24 protein-coding genes and 1 tRNA gene are annotated in these 16,602 nt (G+C 31.5%); 7 read left to right on the forward strand and 18 right to left on the reverse strand.

All coding sequences use genetic code 11. The features are described 5' to 3' along the window. Nucleotides 1–67: 67 nt before the first annotated feature. From thrC to GYW75_RS07525, 4 genes are all read left to right on the forward strand, one after another. Nucleotides 68–1,354: a threonine synthase gene (gene thrC / locus GYW75_RS07510; protein ID WP_174798913.1), complete on the forward strand. Its 1,287-nt coding sequence runs from the start codon at nucleotides 68–70 to the stop codon at nucleotides 1,352–1,354. 221 nt (nucleotides 1,355–1,575) lie between these two features. Further along, nucleotides 1,576–2,028, forward strand: coding sequence for a transcriptional regulator NrdR (nrdR, locus tag GYW75_RS07515; RefSeq protein WP_065560389.1), 453 nt, complete (start codon nucleotides 1,576–1,578; stop codon nucleotides 2,026–2,028). A gap of 8 nt (nucleotides 2,029–2,036) precedes the next feature. Further along, complete coding sequence (ribD, locus tag GYW75_RS07520) at nucleotides 2,037–3,167, forward strand: bifunctional diaminohydroxyphosphoribosylaminopyrimidine deaminase/5-amino-6-(5-phosphoribosylamino)uracil reductase RibD (protein WP_174798914.1); 1,131 nt, start codon at nucleotides 2,037–2,039, stop codon at nucleotides 3,165–3,167. Between the two features lie 61 nt (nucleotides 3,168–3,228). Continuing rightward, nucleotides 3,229–3,681, forward strand: a complete 453-nt coding sequence (locus tag GYW75_RS07525; protein ID WP_174798915.1) for a hypothetical protein — start codon at nucleotides 3,229–3,231, stop codon at nucleotides 3,679–3,681. 80 nt (nucleotides 3,682–3,761) lie between these two features. Here GYW75_RS07525 and loiP read toward each other — a convergent pair whose 3' ends face one another. Then, a complete protein-coding gene (loiP, locus tag GYW75_RS07530) occupies nucleotides 3,762–4,520 on the reverse strand; it encodes a metalloprotease LoiP (protein ID WP_174798916.1) in 759 nt (252 codons plus the stop codon). A 152-nt stretch (nucleotides 4,521–4,672) separates the two neighbouring features. On the opposite strand from loiP, the gene queA reads away from it, so the two are divergent. Next, a complete protein-coding gene (gene queA, locus GYW75_RS07535; RefSeq protein ID WP_174798917.1) occupies nucleotides 4,673–5,713 on the forward strand; it encodes a tRNA preQ1(34) S-adenosylmethionine ribosyltransferase-isomerase QueA in 1,041 nt (346 codons plus the stop codon). Nucleotides 5,714–5,791: 78 nt separating this feature from the next. Here queA and GYW75_RS07540 read toward each other — a convergent pair whose 3' ends face one another. Continuing rightward, the gene (locus GYW75_RS07540) at nucleotides 5,792–6,466 is read right to left on the reverse strand and encodes a M48 family metalloprotease (RefSeq protein WP_174798918.1); all 675 of its coding nucleotides are present in this window, start codon (nucleotides 6,464–6,466) and stop codon (nucleotides 5,792–5,794) included. 137 nt (nucleotides 6,467–6,603) lie between these two features. On the opposite strand from GYW75_RS07540, the gene tgt reads away from it, so the two are divergent. Together tgt and GYW75_RS07550 are read left to right on the forward strand one after the other, a co-directional pair. Beyond that, a complete protein-coding gene (tgt, locus tag GYW75_RS07545; protein ID WP_065589872.1) occupies nucleotides 6,604–7,740 on the forward strand; it encodes a tRNA guanosine(34) transglycosylase Tgt in 1,137 nt (378 codons plus the stop codon). 72 nt (nucleotides 7,741–7,812) lie between these two features. Further along, nucleotides 7,813–7,889, forward strand: a tRNA-Pro gene (locus GYW75_RS07550). Nucleotides 7,890–8,175: 286 nt separating this feature from the next. Here GYW75_RS07550 and GYW75_RS07555 read toward each other — a convergent pair. From GYW75_RS07555 to GYW75_RS07630, 16 genes are all read right to left on the reverse strand, one after another. Beyond that, the gene (locus tag GYW75_RS07555; RefSeq protein WP_065589873.1) at nucleotides 8,176–8,727 is read right to left on the reverse strand and encodes a hypothetical protein; all 552 of its coding nucleotides are present in this window, start codon (nucleotides 8,725–8,727) and stop codon (nucleotides 8,176–8,178) included. Nucleotides 8,728–8,746: 19 nt separating this feature from the next. After that, nucleotides 8,747–9,040 carry a hypothetical protein gene (locus GYW75_RS07560; RefSeq protein ID WP_065589874.1) on the reverse strand — a complete coding sequence of 98 codons (294 nt, stop codon included), beginning with the start codon at nucleotides 9,038–9,040 and terminating at the stop codon, nucleotides 8,747–8,749. A 52-nt stretch (nucleotides 9,041–9,092) separates the two neighbouring features. Then, nucleotides 9,093–9,416 carry a hypothetical protein gene (locus tag GYW75_RS07565; protein ID WP_143421966.1) on the reverse strand — a complete coding sequence of 108 codons (324 nt, stop codon included), beginning with the start codon at nucleotides 9,414–9,416 and terminating at the stop codon, nucleotides 9,093–9,095. A 666-nt stretch (nucleotides 9,417–10,082) separates the two neighbouring features. Then, nucleotides 10,083–10,631 (reverse strand): hypothetical protein, encoded by a 549-nt coding sequence (locus GYW75_RS07570; RefSeq protein ID WP_065589876.1) that lies wholly within the window; start codon nucleotides 10,629–10,631, stop codon nucleotides 10,083–10,085. Nucleotides 10,632–10,634: 3 nt separating this feature from the next. Then, on the reverse strand, nucleotides 10,635–10,955 hold the full coding sequence (locus tag GYW75_RS07575) for a hypothetical protein (RefSeq protein ID WP_034913579.1): 321 nt from the start codon (nucleotides 10,953–10,955) through the stop codon (nucleotides 10,635–10,637). A gap of 86 nt (nucleotides 10,956–11,041) precedes the next feature. Continuing rightward, nucleotides 11,042–11,341: a hypothetical protein gene (locus GYW75_RS07580; protein ID WP_065575016.1), complete on the reverse strand. Its 300-nt coding sequence runs from the start codon at nucleotides 11,339–11,341 to the stop codon at nucleotides 11,042–11,044. A 102-nt stretch (nucleotides 11,342–11,443) separates the two neighbouring features. Beyond that, nucleotides 11,444–12,571, reverse strand: a complete 1,128-nt coding sequence (locus tag GYW75_RS07585; RefSeq protein ID WP_174798919.1) for a hypothetical protein — start codon at nucleotides 12,569–12,571, stop codon at nucleotides 11,444–11,446. A 97-nt stretch (nucleotides 12,572–12,668) separates the two neighbouring features. Next, nucleotides 12,669–12,938, reverse strand: a complete 270-nt coding sequence (locus tag GYW75_RS07590) for a DUF7710 domain-containing protein (RefSeq protein WP_085165008.1) — start codon at nucleotides 12,936–12,938, stop codon at nucleotides 12,669–12,671. A 41-nt stretch (nucleotides 12,939–12,979) separates the two neighbouring features. Further along, entirely contained in the window at nucleotides 12,980–13,339 is a 360-nt protein-coding gene (locus tag GYW75_RS07595) for a hypothetical protein (RefSeq protein WP_238786436.1), read from the reverse strand. Between the two features lie 19 nt (nucleotides 13,340–13,358). Beyond that, nucleotides 13,359–13,691 (reverse strand): DUF7716 domain-containing protein, encoded by a 333-nt coding sequence (locus GYW75_RS07600; protein WP_296300422.1) that lies wholly within the window; start codon nucleotides 13,689–13,691, stop codon nucleotides 13,359–13,361. Nucleotides 13,692–13,793: 102 nt separating this feature from the next. Continuing rightward, the gene (locus GYW75_RS07605) at nucleotides 13,794–14,072 is read right to left on the reverse strand and encodes a hypothetical protein (RefSeq protein WP_065575069.1); all 279 of its coding nucleotides are present in this window, start codon (nucleotides 14,070–14,072) and stop codon (nucleotides 13,794–13,796) included. A gap of 33 nt (nucleotides 14,073–14,105) precedes the next feature. Beyond that, on the reverse strand, nucleotides 14,106–14,435 hold the full coding sequence (locus GYW75_RS07610; protein ID WP_085165003.1) for a hypothetical protein: 330 nt from the start codon (nucleotides 14,433–14,435) through the stop codon (nucleotides 14,106–14,108). A 172-nt stretch (nucleotides 14,436–14,607) separates the two neighbouring features. After that, nucleotides 14,608–15,093, reverse strand: a complete 486-nt coding sequence (locus GYW75_RS07615; protein WP_085165001.1) for a hypothetical protein — start codon at nucleotides 15,091–15,093, stop codon at nucleotides 14,608–14,610. A 16-nt stretch (nucleotides 15,094–15,109) separates the two neighbouring features. Then, entirely contained in the window at nucleotides 15,110–15,493 is a 384-nt protein-coding gene (locus tag GYW75_RS07620; protein ID WP_174798921.1) for a hypothetical protein, read from the reverse strand. 211 nt (nucleotides 15,494–15,704) lie between these two features. Beyond that, complete coding sequence (locus GYW75_RS07625; RefSeq protein WP_174798922.1) at nucleotides 15,705–16,010, reverse strand: hypothetical protein; 306 nt, start codon at nucleotides 16,008–16,010, stop codon at nucleotides 15,705–15,707. A gap of 78 nt (nucleotides 16,011–16,088) precedes the next feature. Then, nucleotides 16,089–16,538 carry a hypothetical protein gene (locus tag GYW75_RS07630; RefSeq protein ID WP_085164995.1) on the reverse strand — a complete coding sequence of 150 codons (450 nt, stop codon included), beginning with the start codon at nucleotides 16,536–16,538 and terminating at the stop codon, nucleotides 16,089–16,091. Between the last annotated feature and the right edge of the window lie 64 nt (nucleotides 16,539–16,602).

Here is a 16,602-nt window from a genome sequence, read left to right on the forward strand (position 1 = left end):
CTATTATTCAACAAGTTGATATTACGAAGAGTGAAATATTACAGCATAAAGATAACCGGAAAATATTATGAAATTATATAACTTAAAAGATCATTCCCAGCAAGTTAGCTTTGCACAAGCAGTTCAACAAGGATTAGGAAGAGGACAAGGTTTATTTTTTCCTCAACAATTACCTAAATTTTCATCATCCGAAATTGAGTCGTTATTAAAACTTGATTTCATTACTCGAAGTGCCAAGATCTTATCTGCTTTTATTGGTGATGAGATTAGCTGTGATGATATGCATAGACTTGTTAAAAATGCATTTCAATTCCCTGCTCCAGTAACTTCTGTGGAAGCAGATATTGGTTCATTAGAACTATATCATGGACCAACATTAGCATTTAAAGATTTTGGTGGGCGCTTTATGGCGCAAGCTTTAGTGCAAGTTGCTGCTGACAAAAAAATTACTATTTTGACTGCTACTTCTGGCGATACTGGTGCGGCTGTTGCTCATGCGTTTTATCATTTACCAAATATTCGCGTCGTGATTTTATACCCAGAAGGTAAAATTAGTCCATTACAAGAAAAGTTATTTTGTACTTTAGGTGATAATATACATACAATTGCTATTCAAAGTGACTTTGATGCGTGTCAAGCCTTAGTTAAAAAGGCATTTGATGATGAAGATTTGAAAAAAACAATAGGTTTAAACTCCGCTAACTCAATTAATATTAGCCGATTATTAGCACAAATCTGTTACTATTTTGAAGCTTTTGCACAACTCACATCAACCCAACGTGAACAGCTGGTTATTTCTGTGCCAAGTGGCAATTTTGGAGACTTAACAGCAGGTCTACTTGCGAAAACAATGGGATTACCTATTAAACGCTTTATTGCTGCAACGAATGCCAATGATACAGTACCTCGTTATTTAGAAACCGGTAAGTGGGAACCTCACACAACCATTGCAACATTATCGAATGCAATGGATGTAAGTCAACCAAATAACTGGCCACGTATCGAAGAGATTTATAAGCGTGAGGGATGGGATCTTAAATCACTCGGTCATGCTACTGTTTCGGATGAAGTTGCTAAGCAAACTGTTTGTGAACTTGATCAAAAAGGTTACTTATCTGAACCTCATGGTGCAATTGCTTATCGAGCACTGCGTGATCAGTTACAAGAGGGTGAATATGGACTATTTTTAGGTACGGCACATCCTGCTAAATTTAAAGAAGTGGTTGAAGATATTTTAGGTAAATCAGTTCCATTGCCTAAAGAGTTAGCAGAGCGAGCTGATATGACATTGCTTTCTCATTGTATGCCTGATGATTTTGCTAAATTAAGAGATTTTCTCATTAAATTAAATTAGTAAGTGTTTTATGCCACCAAATAGGTGGCTAATTTTTGAATGTTTAGTGAATCTTCATCATCATGTATTTTAATACTATCGATGATAAAACTAACATTTAAGGTGAATAAACCATACCTATTTTTCTAGTATAATGATTAACGTCATAACAATTAGACCCTTGTTTAAATCAAAATTTTCAGATATTGTAATGATTATTTTGTTGCCATAAGGATACATTTATGCACTGTCCTTTTTGTAATGCAGATGATACAAAGGTGATCGATTCACGTCTTGTTGGTGAAGGATTTCAAGTCCGACGTAGACGGCAATGTGTTGAATGTAATGAAAGATTTACTACATTTGAAGTTGCTGAATTAATTATGCCTAATGTCATTAAAAGCAATAAAGTTCGCGAACCATTCAATGAAGATAAATTACGTAATGGTATGAAAAGGGCTCTTGAAAAACGTCCAGTGAGTTTTGATGCCATTGAAGATGCGATTACACGTATAAAATCTAAACTAAGAGCAACAGGTGAACGTGAAGTCCCAGCAAAATTAATTGGTGACTATGTGATTGAAGAACTTAAAAATCTAGATAAAATTGCTTATATTCGTTTTGCTTCGGTTTATTTTAGTTTTGACGATATCGAACAATTTAGTAATGAAATTGCTAAGTTACAACAAAAATAATCAACAATATGACTGCAATTTGCAATAAAGATCACTTCTATATGCAACAAGCCATTGATTTGGCTAAGCTTGGTCGTTTTACAACAACACCAAATCCTAATGTTGGCTGTGTCATTGTTAAAGATGATCAAATAATTGGCAAAGGTTATCACCAAAAAGCTGGTGAGCCTCATGCCGAAGTTCATGCACTAAAAATGGCTGGTGATGAGGCAATCGGCGCAACAGCTTATGTGACATTAGAGCCTTGTAGTCATTTTGGTCGAACACCTCCTTGTGCTGATGCGCTTATTAAAGCTGGCATCATTCGTGTAGTAATTGCGATGCAAGATCCTAACCCTAATGTTGCAGGTAATGGTATTAAACGCTTAAAAGAAGCAGGAATAGATGTCACCATTGGCGTTTTAACTGAGCAAGCAGAAGCTATTAATAAAGGCTTTTTAAAACTCATGCGAACAGGTTTGCCTTATATTCAACTTAAACTAGCCGCCTCATTAGATGGTAAAATTGCCATGGCATCTGGTGAAAGCAAATGGATAACATCAAATAAGGCAAGAGAAGATGTGCAACAGTTCCGAGCTCAAGCAAGCTGTATTTTAAGTACTCGTGCGACTGTGCAAGCTGATAATGCAAGTTTAACAGTTAGATATAACGAATTACCTGATGAAATAAAAAAAATCTACCTACCAGAAAAAATCCGGCAACCTATTCGTGTAATTATTGATAGTCAAGCTCAGCTAACAGGTACTGAAAATATTTTCAATCAGCCAGGTGAAACATGGATAGTACGAAAAAAAGATAACCTTATTGCAAAACAAAATACCAAATTAATTATAGAATCATCTAGTTGTAAACAAATAGATTTATCTAAATTGTTTGCATTATTAGCCGAAAAACAAATAAATTCGGTTTGGGTTGAAGCTGGTGCTCATCTGGCTGGAGCTCTAATAGAACAAGATTTAGTGGATGAATTAATTATTTATTATGCACCAAAATTACTTGGTCATAATGCGTTAGATATGTGTATATTGCCAAATCTGCAAAAGCTTTCATTAGCACCACAATTTCAATTTGAATCGATTGCTATGGTGGGCGATGATCTTCGACTTATTTTAAAAAGAAAATTACTTGCAACTTTGTAAAGAGTTAATAACTTTTTTCAGTAACATTCAAAACTAAAAATTTAATAGTAAGTTAGCTGGTATGTATCAAATAACAAGATTCGCCACACTTGATATCGATCTTTTTTTTAATTTAGATGAGTATCGTATTATCGAAGACTTCGGTTATGGTGATATTTCAGGAATAGGAAAAGTCTGTGGTTATCAAATTCTCTTTTTTTATATTTCGGATAATGTTGAGGCATTATCAATTGATGAAGTTATAGACAACACTTTCTTATGTGATAAAGCAAATCAAATTTTAGATTTTCTTGGTTTTGACTTTAAAATTGGTCAGCCGTTTGAGTTAACCAATCAGTTTAATCATAATTATAGATTTAAAGATCATATCTATGAAGAGCACATGCGTTACTATTATGTTTTCGATAACATTTTGATTACTCTAGGTATTAATTTGGAAGGGGTTTTGGTTTCATTTGAAATGGTTAAAGATCAATGTATTATCAATAATCGCCTTGAAACTTTTAAATCTTAGCTTCGTCTTCAAATTTTATTTTATTGGTAACAAATAAAAAAAGCGCCATTAATAGCGCTTTTGATTAAAAATTACTGTGCTTATTTTTTAAGTTCAGCGATTTTTTTACGAATATTATTTGCACGATCTGTTGAAGATGGATGGCTACTTAAGATTGAAGCGTCACCGCCACCTAATTTATCAAATGCAGTTGCAAGACCTACTGGATTAATTTTTTTCTTAACTAAGAAATCGAAAGAATAGTTATCCGCATCTTGTTCTTGTTTTTGTGAAAATTGAGAATTAATCACTGCTGATGCTAAAGCGCCTAAGCTAGATTTAGATAGAGCGGCAATTTTTGCATTACCAGATGCTGCTGCTGCATCACGTGCAATTTCAGTCGCATAAGCAACTTGCATTGCTTTTTTACTATGACCTAAAGCTACGTGACCTAATTCGTGACCTAAAACACCTTGAATTTCGTTATCAGTCATCATATCCATTAGACCACTATATACACGAACACAACCATTAGCCATTGCCCATGCATTAACATCTTTTGTGATGTATACTTTATAGTTGATTGGTGTACCGTTTAGATTATTACCAAGTGTTTTTGCAATTTTATTTAATCGTTTAGTATAAGCGCTTTTTGCTGGAGCAATTCTTGATTGAGCATCCATTTCAGCACATGATTGTTGACTTAATGCTTTAACATCATTATCACTTAGAGTAGCAGCTTGCAAACTTTTCATGCCAAGGCTAGTTAAGTCATCTGCGCTCATATTTTTACAACCAACGAGTGACATTGCTGCAACTAGAGGTAGTGCAACTAACAATGTTTTTTGATGTTTATTCATACTCTTTTCCTTATATTAATATAAATGTCAAATGCCTAATTTCTTTAGACAATTTAAATTTTAACGTAACTTTTATAATAATCAACAAATAATTGCTTGATTAGACAATATCCGGGCTTTAGACTAATGCCTCATTTTTGAGGAACACGATTATGCAACTATCCGATTTTGATTTTTATCTTCCTAAAGAACTAATTGCCAAACATCCTTCAAAAAACAGAAGTGCATGCCGACTTTTATCTCTTGATAGCCATACAGGTAAAGTTGAAGATAATGTATTTACTGATATTATCGATAAAATCAATCCGGGTGATTTACTTATTTTCAACAATACTAAAGTTATTCCTGCTCGCTTATATGGAAAAAAAGCTTCAGGTGGAAAAATTGAAATATTAATTGAAAGAATATTAGATAATAACCGAGCTCTAGCGCATATTAGAGCTTCAAAATCACCCAAAGCAGGTGCTGAACTAATATTAGGTGAAAATGACCCTATTAAGGTTACCATGCTAACACGCCACGATGCTTTATTTGAATTGCAATTTCCTGACGATGTGCTTAGTGTTTTAAATAAGATAGGTCATATTCCATTACCGCCATATATTGATCGCCCAGATAATGAACAAGATCGTGAAGTTTATCAAACAGTGTATAGTAAAGTGCCAGGAGCCGTTGCTGCACCCACGGCGGGTCTTCATTTCGATAAACCTTTATTAGAAAAACTAAAACAGAAAGGCGTCGAAATGGCATTTGTCACTTTACACGTTGGAGCAGGAACATTCCAACCAGTTAGGGTTGAAAACATTGAAAACCATATTATGCACTCTGAATATGCTGAAGTGCCAGAAACTGTTGTGGAAGCGGTGTTAGCATGTAAAGCACGAAACAAAAAAGTTATCGCTGTGGGAACAACTTCTGTTCGAGCTTTAGAAAGTGCAGCACAAAACACAGGAAAAATAGCTCCTTTTTTTGCCGATACCCAAATTTTTATTTATCCGGGGTATCAATTTAAGGTCATTGATTCGCTCATAACTAATTTTCATTTACCTGAATCAACTTTGATTATGCTTGTTTCTGCCTTTGCTGGTTATGAAAACACCATGAAAGCTTACCAACATGCTGTTAAAGAAAACTATCGATTTTTTAGTTATGGTGATGCTATGTTTATTACAGCGAAAAGTAATAAATATTAATAAATATCAAATAAATATCCAATGTAATTAAGCTAAGTTCAAACTTTATGGCTATATTAAGCTTATCTATATAAATACTTATTTATTGCCTAATTGATCTAAAATACGATCAATACGTTTTGTATTTGATGGATGCGATGTTTTTGTTTTTGAATGAATCGGCATTTTTTTTAACATAGTTACAAGCCCGATTGGGTTAATATTACTGCTCATTAATAATTCCAAGGCATAATGATCGGCTTCAAACTCATATTGTTGAGCAATATCTTCTTTAACAAGAACTATTACCTCTTTATTGGTTATCCCAACATAAGGGGCTAGTTTAAATGATTTTATAGCATGCTTAAGAGCAATATGAGCTTGTTCATGAGCTAAAACTGCCTGTAATTCATTATCGTTTAATAATTTTATTAATCCACTGTTTATGCGAATACAACCATTAGCTGTTGCCCATGCATTAGGATCAGTATTTAAATAAACTTTGTAATTTACTTCAATATCATTAATCTTTTTAGGCAACGTTTGAGTTAGTTTTTCAAGTTTTTGGGTAAGCCAACTACTTTCATTAGCAATAACAGATCGTTTATCTGAGTCAGCACACGCTTGTGCTCCAATAGCCTCGATGTCTTGTTCAGATAAATGTTTAATTTTGTCTGATGTAATAATTAGCGCAACTTCATTATTGAAGTTTTGACAACCAACTAATAAACTAATTGAAAAACATGATATTAAAAATAAATTAATATGCTTCAAATGTCTTAAATCCTTTCAAATATTGTTTATTGATGCCTAGCACGATAAACTAACACCGAAAATTAATGATACGGTGACGTATTATAACAATAATTCGCGCCAAACTGTTTATTTGGTCGCAAGAGGTTAACAAAAAAATGAAATTTGAACTAGACAATACCGATGGGCTTGCTCGTCGAGGACGTATGAAATTCGATCGTCGTGGAGTTGAATATACCGTTGAAACACCAGCATTTATGCCTGTTGGTACTTATGGCACGGTAAAAGGTATGACCCCTGAAGAGGTTACTGCAACTGGAGCTCAAATATTACTAGGCAACACATTCCATTTATGGTTAAGGCCTGGACAAGAAATCATGCGAAAACATGGTGATTTACATGATTTTATGCAGTGGCATGGCCCAATTTTGACCGATTCGGGAGGGTTTCAAGTCTTTAGTTTAGGTGATATCCGCAAAATCAAAGAGGAAGGTGTCTATTTCCGTAATCCGATTAATGGTGATTCGATTTTCTTATCACCTGAGGTTTCAATGGAAATTCAATATGATCTTGGTTCTGATATTGTGATGATTTTTGATGAATGCGCCCCGTTTCCTGCTGATTGGGATTATGTCAAAAAATCAATGGAAATGTCTTTACGTTGGGCTAAACGTAGCCGAAAGCGTTTTGATGAATTAGGCAACAAAAATGCACTCTTTGGTATTGTGCAAGGCGGAATACATCAAGAATTACGTGATATCTCAATTAAAGGATTGACCGAAATAGGCTTTGATGGCTATGCTGTTGGTGGATTAGCTGTTGGAGAGCCTAAAGCTGATATGCATCGCATTTTGGAGGGTACTTGTCCACAATTACCAGCCGATAAACCTCGTTACCTAATGGGCGTGGGTAAACCTGAAGATTTAGTTGAAGGTGTACGTCGAGGTATTGATATGTTTGACTGTGTGATGCCAACCCGTAATGCACGTAATGGTCACTTATTTGTCACAAATGGTGTAATTAAAATTCGTAATGCAAAATATAAAGACGACACTACTCCGCTTGATCCTCATTGTGATTGTTATACTTGCAAAAATTATACTAAATCATATCTTCATCATTTAGATAAGTGTGGTGAGATTTTAGGTGCACGACTAAATACCATCCACAATTTACGTTATTATCAACGTTTAATGGCTGAAATTCGTGAAGCTGTTGCGAATAAACGTTACGAAAATTTTGTCATTGAATTTTATCAACGAATTGGTAAAACACCAGCACCTTTATCGAAATAAAGACATAGCAGATATAAATTTTTATCGTAGGTATTGACACTTTTTAGGAAGCGCAGTATTATGCGCTTCCAACGGCGAGTAGCGCAGCTTGGTAGCGCAACTGGTTTGGGACCAGTGGGTCGGAGGTTCGAATCCTCTCTCGCCGACCATTTTTTCCTTTCAAAACCCTTTTTTAACATCATTAATACCTTAAAAAATAACATAATTACATTATTTAATAAAAATAAAAAATTAAAGCTAACTTATTATAAAATAAGTTATTTTTTATATTTTAGCAGAAGTGAAATTACTAAAAAATGTAATTTGAAAGAAAAAGAGTATTTATTAAATAAGTTTAAAATTGAAAAAGAAGAAGATATACAACATATACAAAATAAAAAGGTAAAACTCCCAACAATTTTATAAAAAGAGGGAATCCCCTCTTTTTATTATTACTTATAAACCAATTATTTTCTCTCTTGAATTAAAGAGACCGCAATCGTCATAAATTTCTTTATCTTTTGAGTGACATGAACTTTTTGTTTTTTCTGCATTTTTTTTCATTTGCTCATCTGTATCACCTGAAATTTTATAATATACTTTGTTAGTGTTAAAGTTAAATAGATAATTAAAATCATTATCAAGAATATTTTGATCATATGATGATTTTTTGCCAACAATTTTCACTTTTACTTTTAAATCACCAACAAAGTATGAATCACAAGTTAAATTAATTGAATCGTCAGATAATATTACTTTATTTATTTCTTCTTTTGAAACTGAGCAATTTTTCAATTCACGATCAATTATAAAAGATGGTTCTTGATTTTTACGAATTGAATAAGTATGATACTGATAGAATTTGTTATTTTTAAAATCATAAAGCATAGCCCATTCTTTTTGATCTTTTATTGCTTCTTTAGCAAATTTTACAAACTCATCATCACCACAACCAACCAACATCATGCTTAAAACACTAATACAAAAAAAACTAATTATTTTTTTCATTATTTAACCCCTTTCTTTTTTACTTAGCATTAATTAATTTGTAAGTAATGCCGTTTTTACAAACTTTTGTTGTGTATTTACCATCAGTATTTAAATTTATAGCAAGTGTTACAGTATCAAGATTACAATTTTTACTAATCTCATTCATTATTTTCATATAACCAACTCCAGTTAAATCTGGAGCTTGAGAATCAAAACCACTTGCTGTTGCTTTACCTGTTTTTAAATCATAAATAATTGTGTTTTTATCACCACATCCCACCAAAACAAAACCTAAAACACTAACACACACAAAACTAATTATTTTTTTCATTATTTTATTCCTTGTAATTAACACAAATAAGCCTCATTATTTAAATAGTTATTTATTTACCAGATAAGTTTTCTAAAATTTTTAAAATTCTTAATGTAAACATGCTTGGAAGCCAACCAAAAATAAAGCTAGTAAAGAAAAAGTAAATAATCAAAATCCCAAACCCTTGTAAACCGCCTAAATTATGAAACATATCGTAAAGTGCCATAAAAACTTTAATAGGATTATCTAGTCCCAAAAATTTATCAAAAATAATTAAAGTAAACCCAATCCAATAAAGCAAAGCTATACCATCTCTAACTAAAGGATTCGTTGTAATATAATAATCTCCGTCAAGATCAGAATAATAACCGTTCAAAATTCTACCAAGCATCATTTTCTCCTTATCTATAAAAATTTATTAAAAGTAAAGTAAAGGTTAAGTTAAAAAGATTGACTATTGTATTATGATCGGTTTCGCAGATCAATAAAATATATTATAATAGGTTTTATCTATCACAATTAACCTTACTGATCGTTATAATCTTTCAAAAATTTTTAAAAAGTAACAAGTTAAGTTAATTGCGTGTTTAATTTATATATTTTAATTAATCAATGGGATGGGCGAATGATATATAATGTTTTTCAATAATAAGGATAACGTGGATAATTACATTAGTTAGTTTTCTTATTTTTTCCATTTACAAAAAAGCATATTAACATCGGCAGGTACGTTCATTTTTGATTTTGTTATTAATTTTATTTTAATTAGCGTTGTGGTATTTCTTTCTAAAAAGATTAAAAATAATTTAAAAAAGAACAAACCAAATACTAGAGCTAATGCAACAACTTAAAATGGATGAACAAAAACTAAGAAGAATGGTAGCTAGCTGGCTAACAGCATAAAAATGCAGGAGGATTTAGGTAAATTAACGGGTTTTATGAATAAACAGGTAATTGAAGCTGCATTAAATGAATAATTGACCGAGCATCCGTCACCTTTAACTTTAAAATACACAAAATTTAGGAAGAGGGCGTTTATAGCTTATATTTTAAATTAACACTAAAAATAAGAATAAGGTTTAGGTATACGGCGTTTTTTCGGCGTTTTCTTTTTATATGCTTTGGGCTTCCATTGAGAATAATCCGTGACATAAAGTTCATTAAGTTTTAAATCATAGGGGATGTCTTTTATATTATCAGCGATTTCATCGTAAGGTGAAGGTAGTGTGAAAGATAGACCATAATCATCATCAACAATCAGCATGCCAAGTAAGATAGCTCGAAACTTAGTTAGATAGCACAACTCTTCCATGGTAATGCCAGCATATAACTCGTTTTGATATTTATTTATATATTTGCCTTGGTAATTTTGGTTACATCCTATTCCAATAATGTCTCCGTCAAAAGTGGTAGTGATTGTCAATGTGCCATCGTTTAACGAATAGAAGCACCATCTATTTTGCTCACCAGGTGGAGAATACAATTCACATTCTTGACATTTAACATCAAAACGTTGGTACATTTCATCCAAATAAGTGAGAATGTTATCACCAATTTGAATGTTTCCTATTGATTTATAGCTAATAATGTTAGCATTCAATGCGATCATGACTTACCATCCTGATATTTGCCCATCGTCGTCTAATATTTTAATCTCAGTCTGACTTCTTATCCATGTAAATAACTGCGCTAAATCTTTTTCGATCCTAGGCGGATGAGCACTTATTTCAATAAAAATTTGAGTATCTTCCAAAAATAGTCTGACATCGAACAATCTACTCTTACTATTATCCCAATATGGTGAGCCTGATAAACAGTATGCGCTATTTTTAGCAATATAAGTGGGTAATGATAAAATTTCATTGGCGATATCACAGGCATTTTGCTGATACCATGTGTGATTTATAAACACTAATCTAAACTCGGCTGACATTGAGTGGTGTTATCCCTATCATAATAAGTTTTATTACTAAAACGTATGGCTAAGTATTTGATATCCATTATTCAATAACTAAATAGTTAATCACCAGTAACACGTAATTGTTTAATATTTTTTTGTTTGAGCGTGATGATGATCCGTTGCAGTTCAGGAGTAAAATTTTCAATTTGTGACATAATTTGCGTTAAATCAGTTATCAATATTGCCAAATTGCTAGCATTAAACACAACATTAACGGTGTAATAGTCACGAATTCTTTTTAATTGTTTAAGACTTTTCCAGCAGGTTGATGTACTAAATATTTTTCCATGAAGATCTTCGCTCATGGTAAATATTTCTGATTGCTGATTGTCAAAGTTGATAATAAAATCTAGCGCCATAAATTTAAATACCTATTAGGTAATGAATAGTAAGATATTATCTTACATATTTACAAGATTACTGGATTAATATCTTTGTTTTTACCATAATTATCAGACAGATTAGAGGCTGTTAGATAAAAAAGGTTTATTCAGTTTTTTAGCTAATTTTTCTACACATTCTCTAGCTGCGATTTTGTAATTGATTGCATTTTCATAGGATTCATTTTTATCAACATATTCTTCAAATGTTTTAAGTGCACCTAAAAAACGAGCGGCAACAATAGTAAATTCATTATTGATCCAACAAGCGAAAATTGTTGAAGCAAACCCTTCAAGATTTTTATAATAAACAATATTTTCGATTTTTTCGATATCTAAAATCAGTACATGATTTACCTGTAAACTTTCTGGTAATCGTTTAATCTCTGTCTCATCAATGTATAAAGTTCCGTTTACGGATAAATTTTCGGGCAAGGTGTTAATTTTTTGATTTTGTAAACTTAGATAACCTCCAACTGATAAATTTTCTGATAATTTATTGATTTGCGTGTGAAATAAATCTAAATTACCACCTATAGTAAGATTACGTGGCAATGTTTGAATCTCAGTATATTCAAGTTCTAAACTTCCAGAAACAGAAAGGCCTTCAGGCAGGTTTGTTAATTTAGTGCCACTTAATGCTAAATTACCATTAATAGAGAACTTTTCTGGTAAACTTGTGATATTTGTATAGCTTAAATCTAATCCCCCACCAATTGATAAATATGTTGGTAATACTTCAATTTGAGTATCGTATAAATTTAAATTTCCCTTAACTGTGATATGTTCAGGTAATGCTTTTATCTTAGTATATTGCAAAATTAAGTTACCAAGTACGGTTAAGTTATCAGGTAACGATTCTATTTTTGATGAGTCTAAATCTAAATTTCCTCCACAAAAAAAAGTGTTAGGTAATGTTTTAATATCGCTGTAAGCTAAATATAAATTACCACCAACTGATAGATTATCAGGCAATGTCTGGATATGGGTATAATTTAAATTTAGATTGCCACCAGTCGTTAAATTTTGAGGTAATTCTTCTATATGTGAATGAGCTAAATTTAGATGCCCACTAATTGATAAATTATTAGGAAGTGTCTTAATATTTGTATGATATAAGTCCACATTACCATTAATGGTTATTTTATTGTTTTTAATAAAATAATTTATTCCCTTTTTTTTAAGTAATATGAAAAATTTTTCCACCACTTATTTCCTTTTTTGTCAATGCGTTAATGGATTGTTGTGTACATAACTTGGCTTTTTTCTATACAGAATAGCTTTAATGATTAGTAATGTTTTAGTGCTATTGCTGTTGTCCTGCTTCAAAATGGTAGTGTTCCATTGAGGCACAGGTAAAAGATTCAATAAAGGCAGGTTTTGTATGCCACGTTTGTTTGGCAGTAAACAAATCATTAGCAATCGCCCAATCATACACCCCAGTATTCACAGGATAACGGGTTAATACACCAGATAATTGATGTTTTTCAATCCAAGTTTTAGCTTCAGTTAACGAGGTGAATATACCAGCAGGAAAGTTTGCTCCTTCACCATTAAATACCCATATTTCTTTCATTTTTGCTATCCTATTTAATCAATTCTGGTTGCAACATGGTATTATGCTATAAAATTAATATGTGATTTAAAACATGACAGTAGTTTAAGAGCAATGTTGTCGAAAATAGATAATTCAAAATTATTAAGATTATCTTGATATTCCATTACTTTATCCACTCCATAATTTGAATAGACAAGGCAAGTTATATGTATCATATCGTTTGTGATGCGAATATTAACAATATCATTATCAAATAGTTCCATACTGTTAATTGATAATTTGAAACGCAGATAAATTTGTTGTTTCAAGATATTAACATGTATATAACTAGCCATATCAGTTAATTTAAACTGCCTAGCAATATTCGATTGTAATAAAATACCTAATTGATTGAGTTTATCAGATAAGTTTGATATCAAGTCAACTGTTTTTTTATTGTTATAAATCATCATACTGTAAAAAAGCATCGTTTTTAAAATAAAAGACAAAAGAGCTAAATAAATCCTCTAATGTTGGATTATCTAATTCATTGTTAGCCACGCTAATAATATCTTCAATTTCGGCTTTTTCTAGCGTTGGTATCCAACCTTCTTCTATAGCTTGTTTAGGCAGGTTTGAATCATCATCATCTAAAATATCTTCATCCTCAAGACTAAAAACTCCTTGGGTATCAAGTGTCCAAGATGAGTGATCAGCGGGAAGATAAAAAAAACTGTATGGCATGTCTTCTATGTTAGAAAGCATATCTCGTATAGTAATAAAATTCATCATTTTCAAAAAAAATTAAAAGGTTAAGATACTTTCAATATTCAGACATCAGTATAATGGCATATTAAATGATTGTCAGTATATTTCAATAAGCAATGTATTCATTTAATCACCATCGGCAATAATCACTTCGTCTTCACTCACAGCTTGCTTAAGTAGCATAATTAGTTTTTGGATTTCGCTGTCGTTATGTTTTTGTAACAAGTTGATTAATATTTTTTGATGATCGGGATAGATTCTGTTTCGACCATAGACATCAATCATGATGCCTGTTTTCCGCTTTAAATCGATAAAAGCTTGCTCAAGTAATTGCACTTTTTTATCACTTAACACAAGAGATGGCTTACTGTCTTTTTGATCTGATAAGTAGGAAAAATCTAGCATCTTTTATATTCCTTGATATTGGTAATGCGTTGATTATTCTTGGTTACATAAATTAAGAATATATTGAGGTGTCTTTTTTCGATAACGTATGCTCTGTTTTAAACCGATGGAGCCTTGCCTTACACATTTTAGCAGATCCTCATCACTAATAATAAAATCACTATCTTCCAGAAAAATATCAATCACTGCTTCGGCAAATGAATCTGGAATATGATTTAAGACAAAGTTAAAAATACGATTTTTTGCGTCGTTGTGTTGTAATATTGATTCAATGATGATCGATGCATTTTGCTGCCAATTTTCGGCAAACCGTAGAAAATCTTGCTCATTGAACGTATCTTGCAGAATGATTTTAGCTACCATTTCGCCTCTTTAGTAATATTGTAAGGTAAATATAATTGTTATTTAAAGATAAATCCTAACTCGCAACAACGATCATCGCTATATTGATTACCAATATTCAAAAAATATATAGATAATTTATTATAAACAATTTTTCATCTTAACAACTATCTAGTATTTCAATACAAAGATTTTAGTTAAGTGATATTTTATTCTTTTTAATCAAAAAATAGCGTTTGGAAGAAATTGGACGGGAAATGTAAGGTAGATATCTAAGTGCAAACGGAAAGGTTTTTATAGGTTTGTTAAAAAGTTCGAGTAACCAACCATCAGAATCCTTAAACGACATAAATTCAAAACTTATCGTATTATCGGATAAAATTTTAATATCATCAATACCATTCCCAGCAAACCAAGAAGAGTAGCCACCACCAATTCTAGCTCGATCGACAAATTTATTCCTTTTTAAATCAAGTAAATAAATAGATAAAATCTCTTCCCAAGCGTCACCATTTTGTGACAAAAAAAGTAAGATATAATCATCATTATAACTAAAAGCCGCTTCTAAATAGCCCCCTTTCAGTTTTTCATTACAGCAAACACCATCAACTTCAACAAGTGAATAGATTTCGCCAGGTTTCCTGAGAGGTAATCGCTTTACTACAACATTGGATATCATTTTTATCATACTTAATCTAAAAAATGTTATTTAAAATATCAATAGAAAGCCTATCAACACTAAACTTAATAAAATCACCACTTAAGTAAGCAAAATCATAAAATAAATCATCTTGAAAAACAAGATTCGATAGTATTAATCTATTTTCAAATAGATAACCATTAATATGATGAACAAAAGTATCAGCTTGTTGCATAATAGAAAAATGCTTATCTCCAGATTGTTCAGGCTTTATCTTGTCAATAAAACACAAATTAAGTTCTAATAGATAAATATTGCCCTGATTTAGCGCACAAGCGGAAGAATTGATAAAACAGCAAAGTTGATATTGACCAAAATCAAAAGTAGCCTGTTCCTCAATATATGGATCTATAGCAACTAGCTTTGCGTAATATTTCATTGTTTTTTCCATGTTTGATTGTGACTAGTGAGTGATCGCATAATTAGGGGATATAATAACAGAACATCCAGATGCATAAGATCACTAAAATTCAGTTGTATTATCCTATAATTATCTTGGTTTGTGATTGTATGATATTGATTGCATTATTTCGTGAAATGAATGATTTGATATAAAAAATGAATTTAATAACCTTAATACTTTTCCCAAATCAAAATATTATCTTTGATCCTTTTGCTGGCCCCAATTGATCTATATCAATACCAATAGAGCCTAAATAATCTATCATTTGTTGATACAAATTGAATTCATGAATTTCATCAATAATCGTTTCATGTTCGTCGAAAAAATCCACACCATCGACTAGTTTTATAACTTCGTAAAGAACCCTATACTTTTTATTTTTAAAATTTATAGCAATAGTAGTAAATTGTGAAGAATTATTGGGAAGATCATCAATAATTGTTGTTTGTAATGTTCTCCCTAATCGAATATATTCATCTTTAGTATATTTCATATAACCATAACCTTTTTATTCAATATGATTTTAGAGCCTAATAGGTTTGTCATGCACTAAAGCATAAAAACAAATCATTTACTCAGTCTGATACGTTTTATACAATGCTATTTCAGCCGATATACATTGGCTAAATTTGCAATTTAAATTTTTTATTACGTCACCTTCTGTATAACAATAGACCATAGGATCATCATGTCTATCCATAAAGAATAGACTTGAATAACCTTGATGTAATAAAAAAGCAAAGAAATTAGTGGGAATAGAAATATTGTTCTCGACCAGTAAAACTAAAGAGCCTTGGTTTATATCATCAATTTCATGAAATAATATAGCTGTACCAAGCTTAAAATCACCTGCATTAATGCCTAGTTTTGACAAAAAAATTTTATAATATACAGGAAGCCGACCATATTGGTGTTCAAGTTGAGCCAATTGTTGGTCATTACAGCCTTTGGTAACAAAACCTTTGGAAGTCAATATAGCAATTAATTGATTGAGTTGATGATTAAACTCCCATTTATTCAATGTGATTTTACCTTTATTTTTCTAGTTGGTAGATGTTCTTAGCTTGTAATTGTATTTTAAGACA

Origin of the sequence: Gilliamella sp. ESL0232 (genome assembly GCF_013346885.1) — a bacterium.
Taxonomy (GTDB): Bacteria; Pseudomonadota; Gammaproteobacteria; order Enterobacterales; family Orbaceae; genus Gilliamella; species Gilliamella bombi.

What these genes read in the sequence shown, in the direction of transcription:
- GYW75_RS07575 (WP_034913579.1), bottom strand. Translation starts at nt 10,955, where the DNA reads ATGTCAGCCGAGTTTAGATTAGTGTTTATAAATCACACATGGTATCAG.
- GYW75_RS07620 (WP_174798921.1), bottom strand. Translation starts at nt 15,493, where the DNA reads ATGAAATATTACGCAAAGCTAGTTGCTATAGATCCATATATTGAGGAA.
- GYW75_RS07625 (WP_174798922.1), bottom strand. Translation starts at nt 16,010, where the DNA reads ATGAAATATACTAAAGATGAATATATTCGATTAGGGAGAACATTACAA.
- nrdR (WP_065560389.1), top strand. Translation starts at nt 1,576, where the DNA reads ATGCACTGTCCTTTTTGTAATGCAGATGATACAAAGGTGATCGATTCA.
- loiP (WP_174798916.1), bottom strand. Translation starts at nt 4,520, where the DNA reads ATGAATAAACATCAAAAAACATTGTTAGTTGCACTACCTCTAGTTGCA.
- thrC (WP_174798913.1), top strand. Translation starts at nt 68, where the DNA reads ATGAAATTATATAACTTAAAAGATCATTCCCAGCAAGTTAGCTTTGCA.
- GYW75_RS07565 (WP_143421966.1), bottom strand. Translation starts at nt 9,416, where the DNA reads ATGATGCTTGGTAGAATTTTGAACGGTTATTATTCTGATCTTGACGGA.
- GYW75_RS07570 (WP_065589876.1), bottom strand. Translation starts at nt 10,631, where the DNA reads ATGATCGCATTGAATGCTAACATTATTAGCTATAAATCAATAGGAAAC.
- GYW75_RS07615 (WP_085165001.1), bottom strand. Translation starts at nt 15,093, where the DNA reads ATGATATCCAATGTTGTAGTAAAGCGATTACCTCTCAGGAAACCTGGC.
- GYW75_RS07525 (WP_174798915.1), top strand. Translation starts at nt 3,229, where the DNA reads ATGTATCAAATAACAAGATTCGCCACACTTGATATCGATCTTTTTTTT.
- GYW75_RS07560 (WP_065589874.1), bottom strand. Translation starts at nt 9,040, where the DNA reads ATGAAAAAAATAATTAGTTTTGTGTGTGTTAGTGTTTTAGGTTTTGTT.
- ribD (WP_174798914.1), top strand. Translation starts at nt 2,037, where the DNA reads ATGACTGCAATTTGCAATAAAGATCACTTCTATATGCAACAAGCCATT.
- queA (WP_174798917.1), top strand. Translation starts at nt 4,673, where the DNA reads ATGCAACTATCCGATTTTGATTTTTATCTTCCTAAAGAACTAATTGCC.
- GYW75_RS07610 (WP_085165003.1), bottom strand. Translation starts at nt 14,435, where the DNA reads ATGGTAGCTAAAATCATTCTGCAAGATACGTTCAATGAGCAAGATTTT.
- tgt (WP_065589872.1), top strand. Translation starts at nt 6,604, where the DNA reads ATGAAATTTGAACTAGACAATACCGATGGGCTTGCTCGTCGAGGACGT.
- GYW75_RS07600 (WP_296300422.1), bottom strand. Translation starts at nt 13,691, where the DNA reads ATGATGAATTTTATTACTATACGAGATATGCTTTCTAACATAGAAGAC.
- GYW75_RS07605 (WP_065575069.1), bottom strand. Translation starts at nt 14,072, where the DNA reads ATGCTAGATTTTTCCTACTTATCAGATCAAAAAGACAGTAAGCCATCT.
- GYW75_RS07555 (WP_065589873.1), bottom strand. Translation starts at nt 8,727, where the DNA reads ATGAAAAAAATAATTAGTTTTTTTTGTATTAGTGTTTTAAGCATGATG.
- GYW75_RS07590 (WP_085165008.1), bottom strand. Translation starts at nt 12,938, where the DNA reads ATGAAAGAAATATGGGTATTTAATGGTGAAGGAGCAAACTTTCCTGCT.
- GYW75_RS07580 (WP_065575016.1), bottom strand. Translation starts at nt 11,341, where the DNA reads ATGGCGCTAGATTTTATTATCAACTTTGACAATCAGCAATCAGAAATA.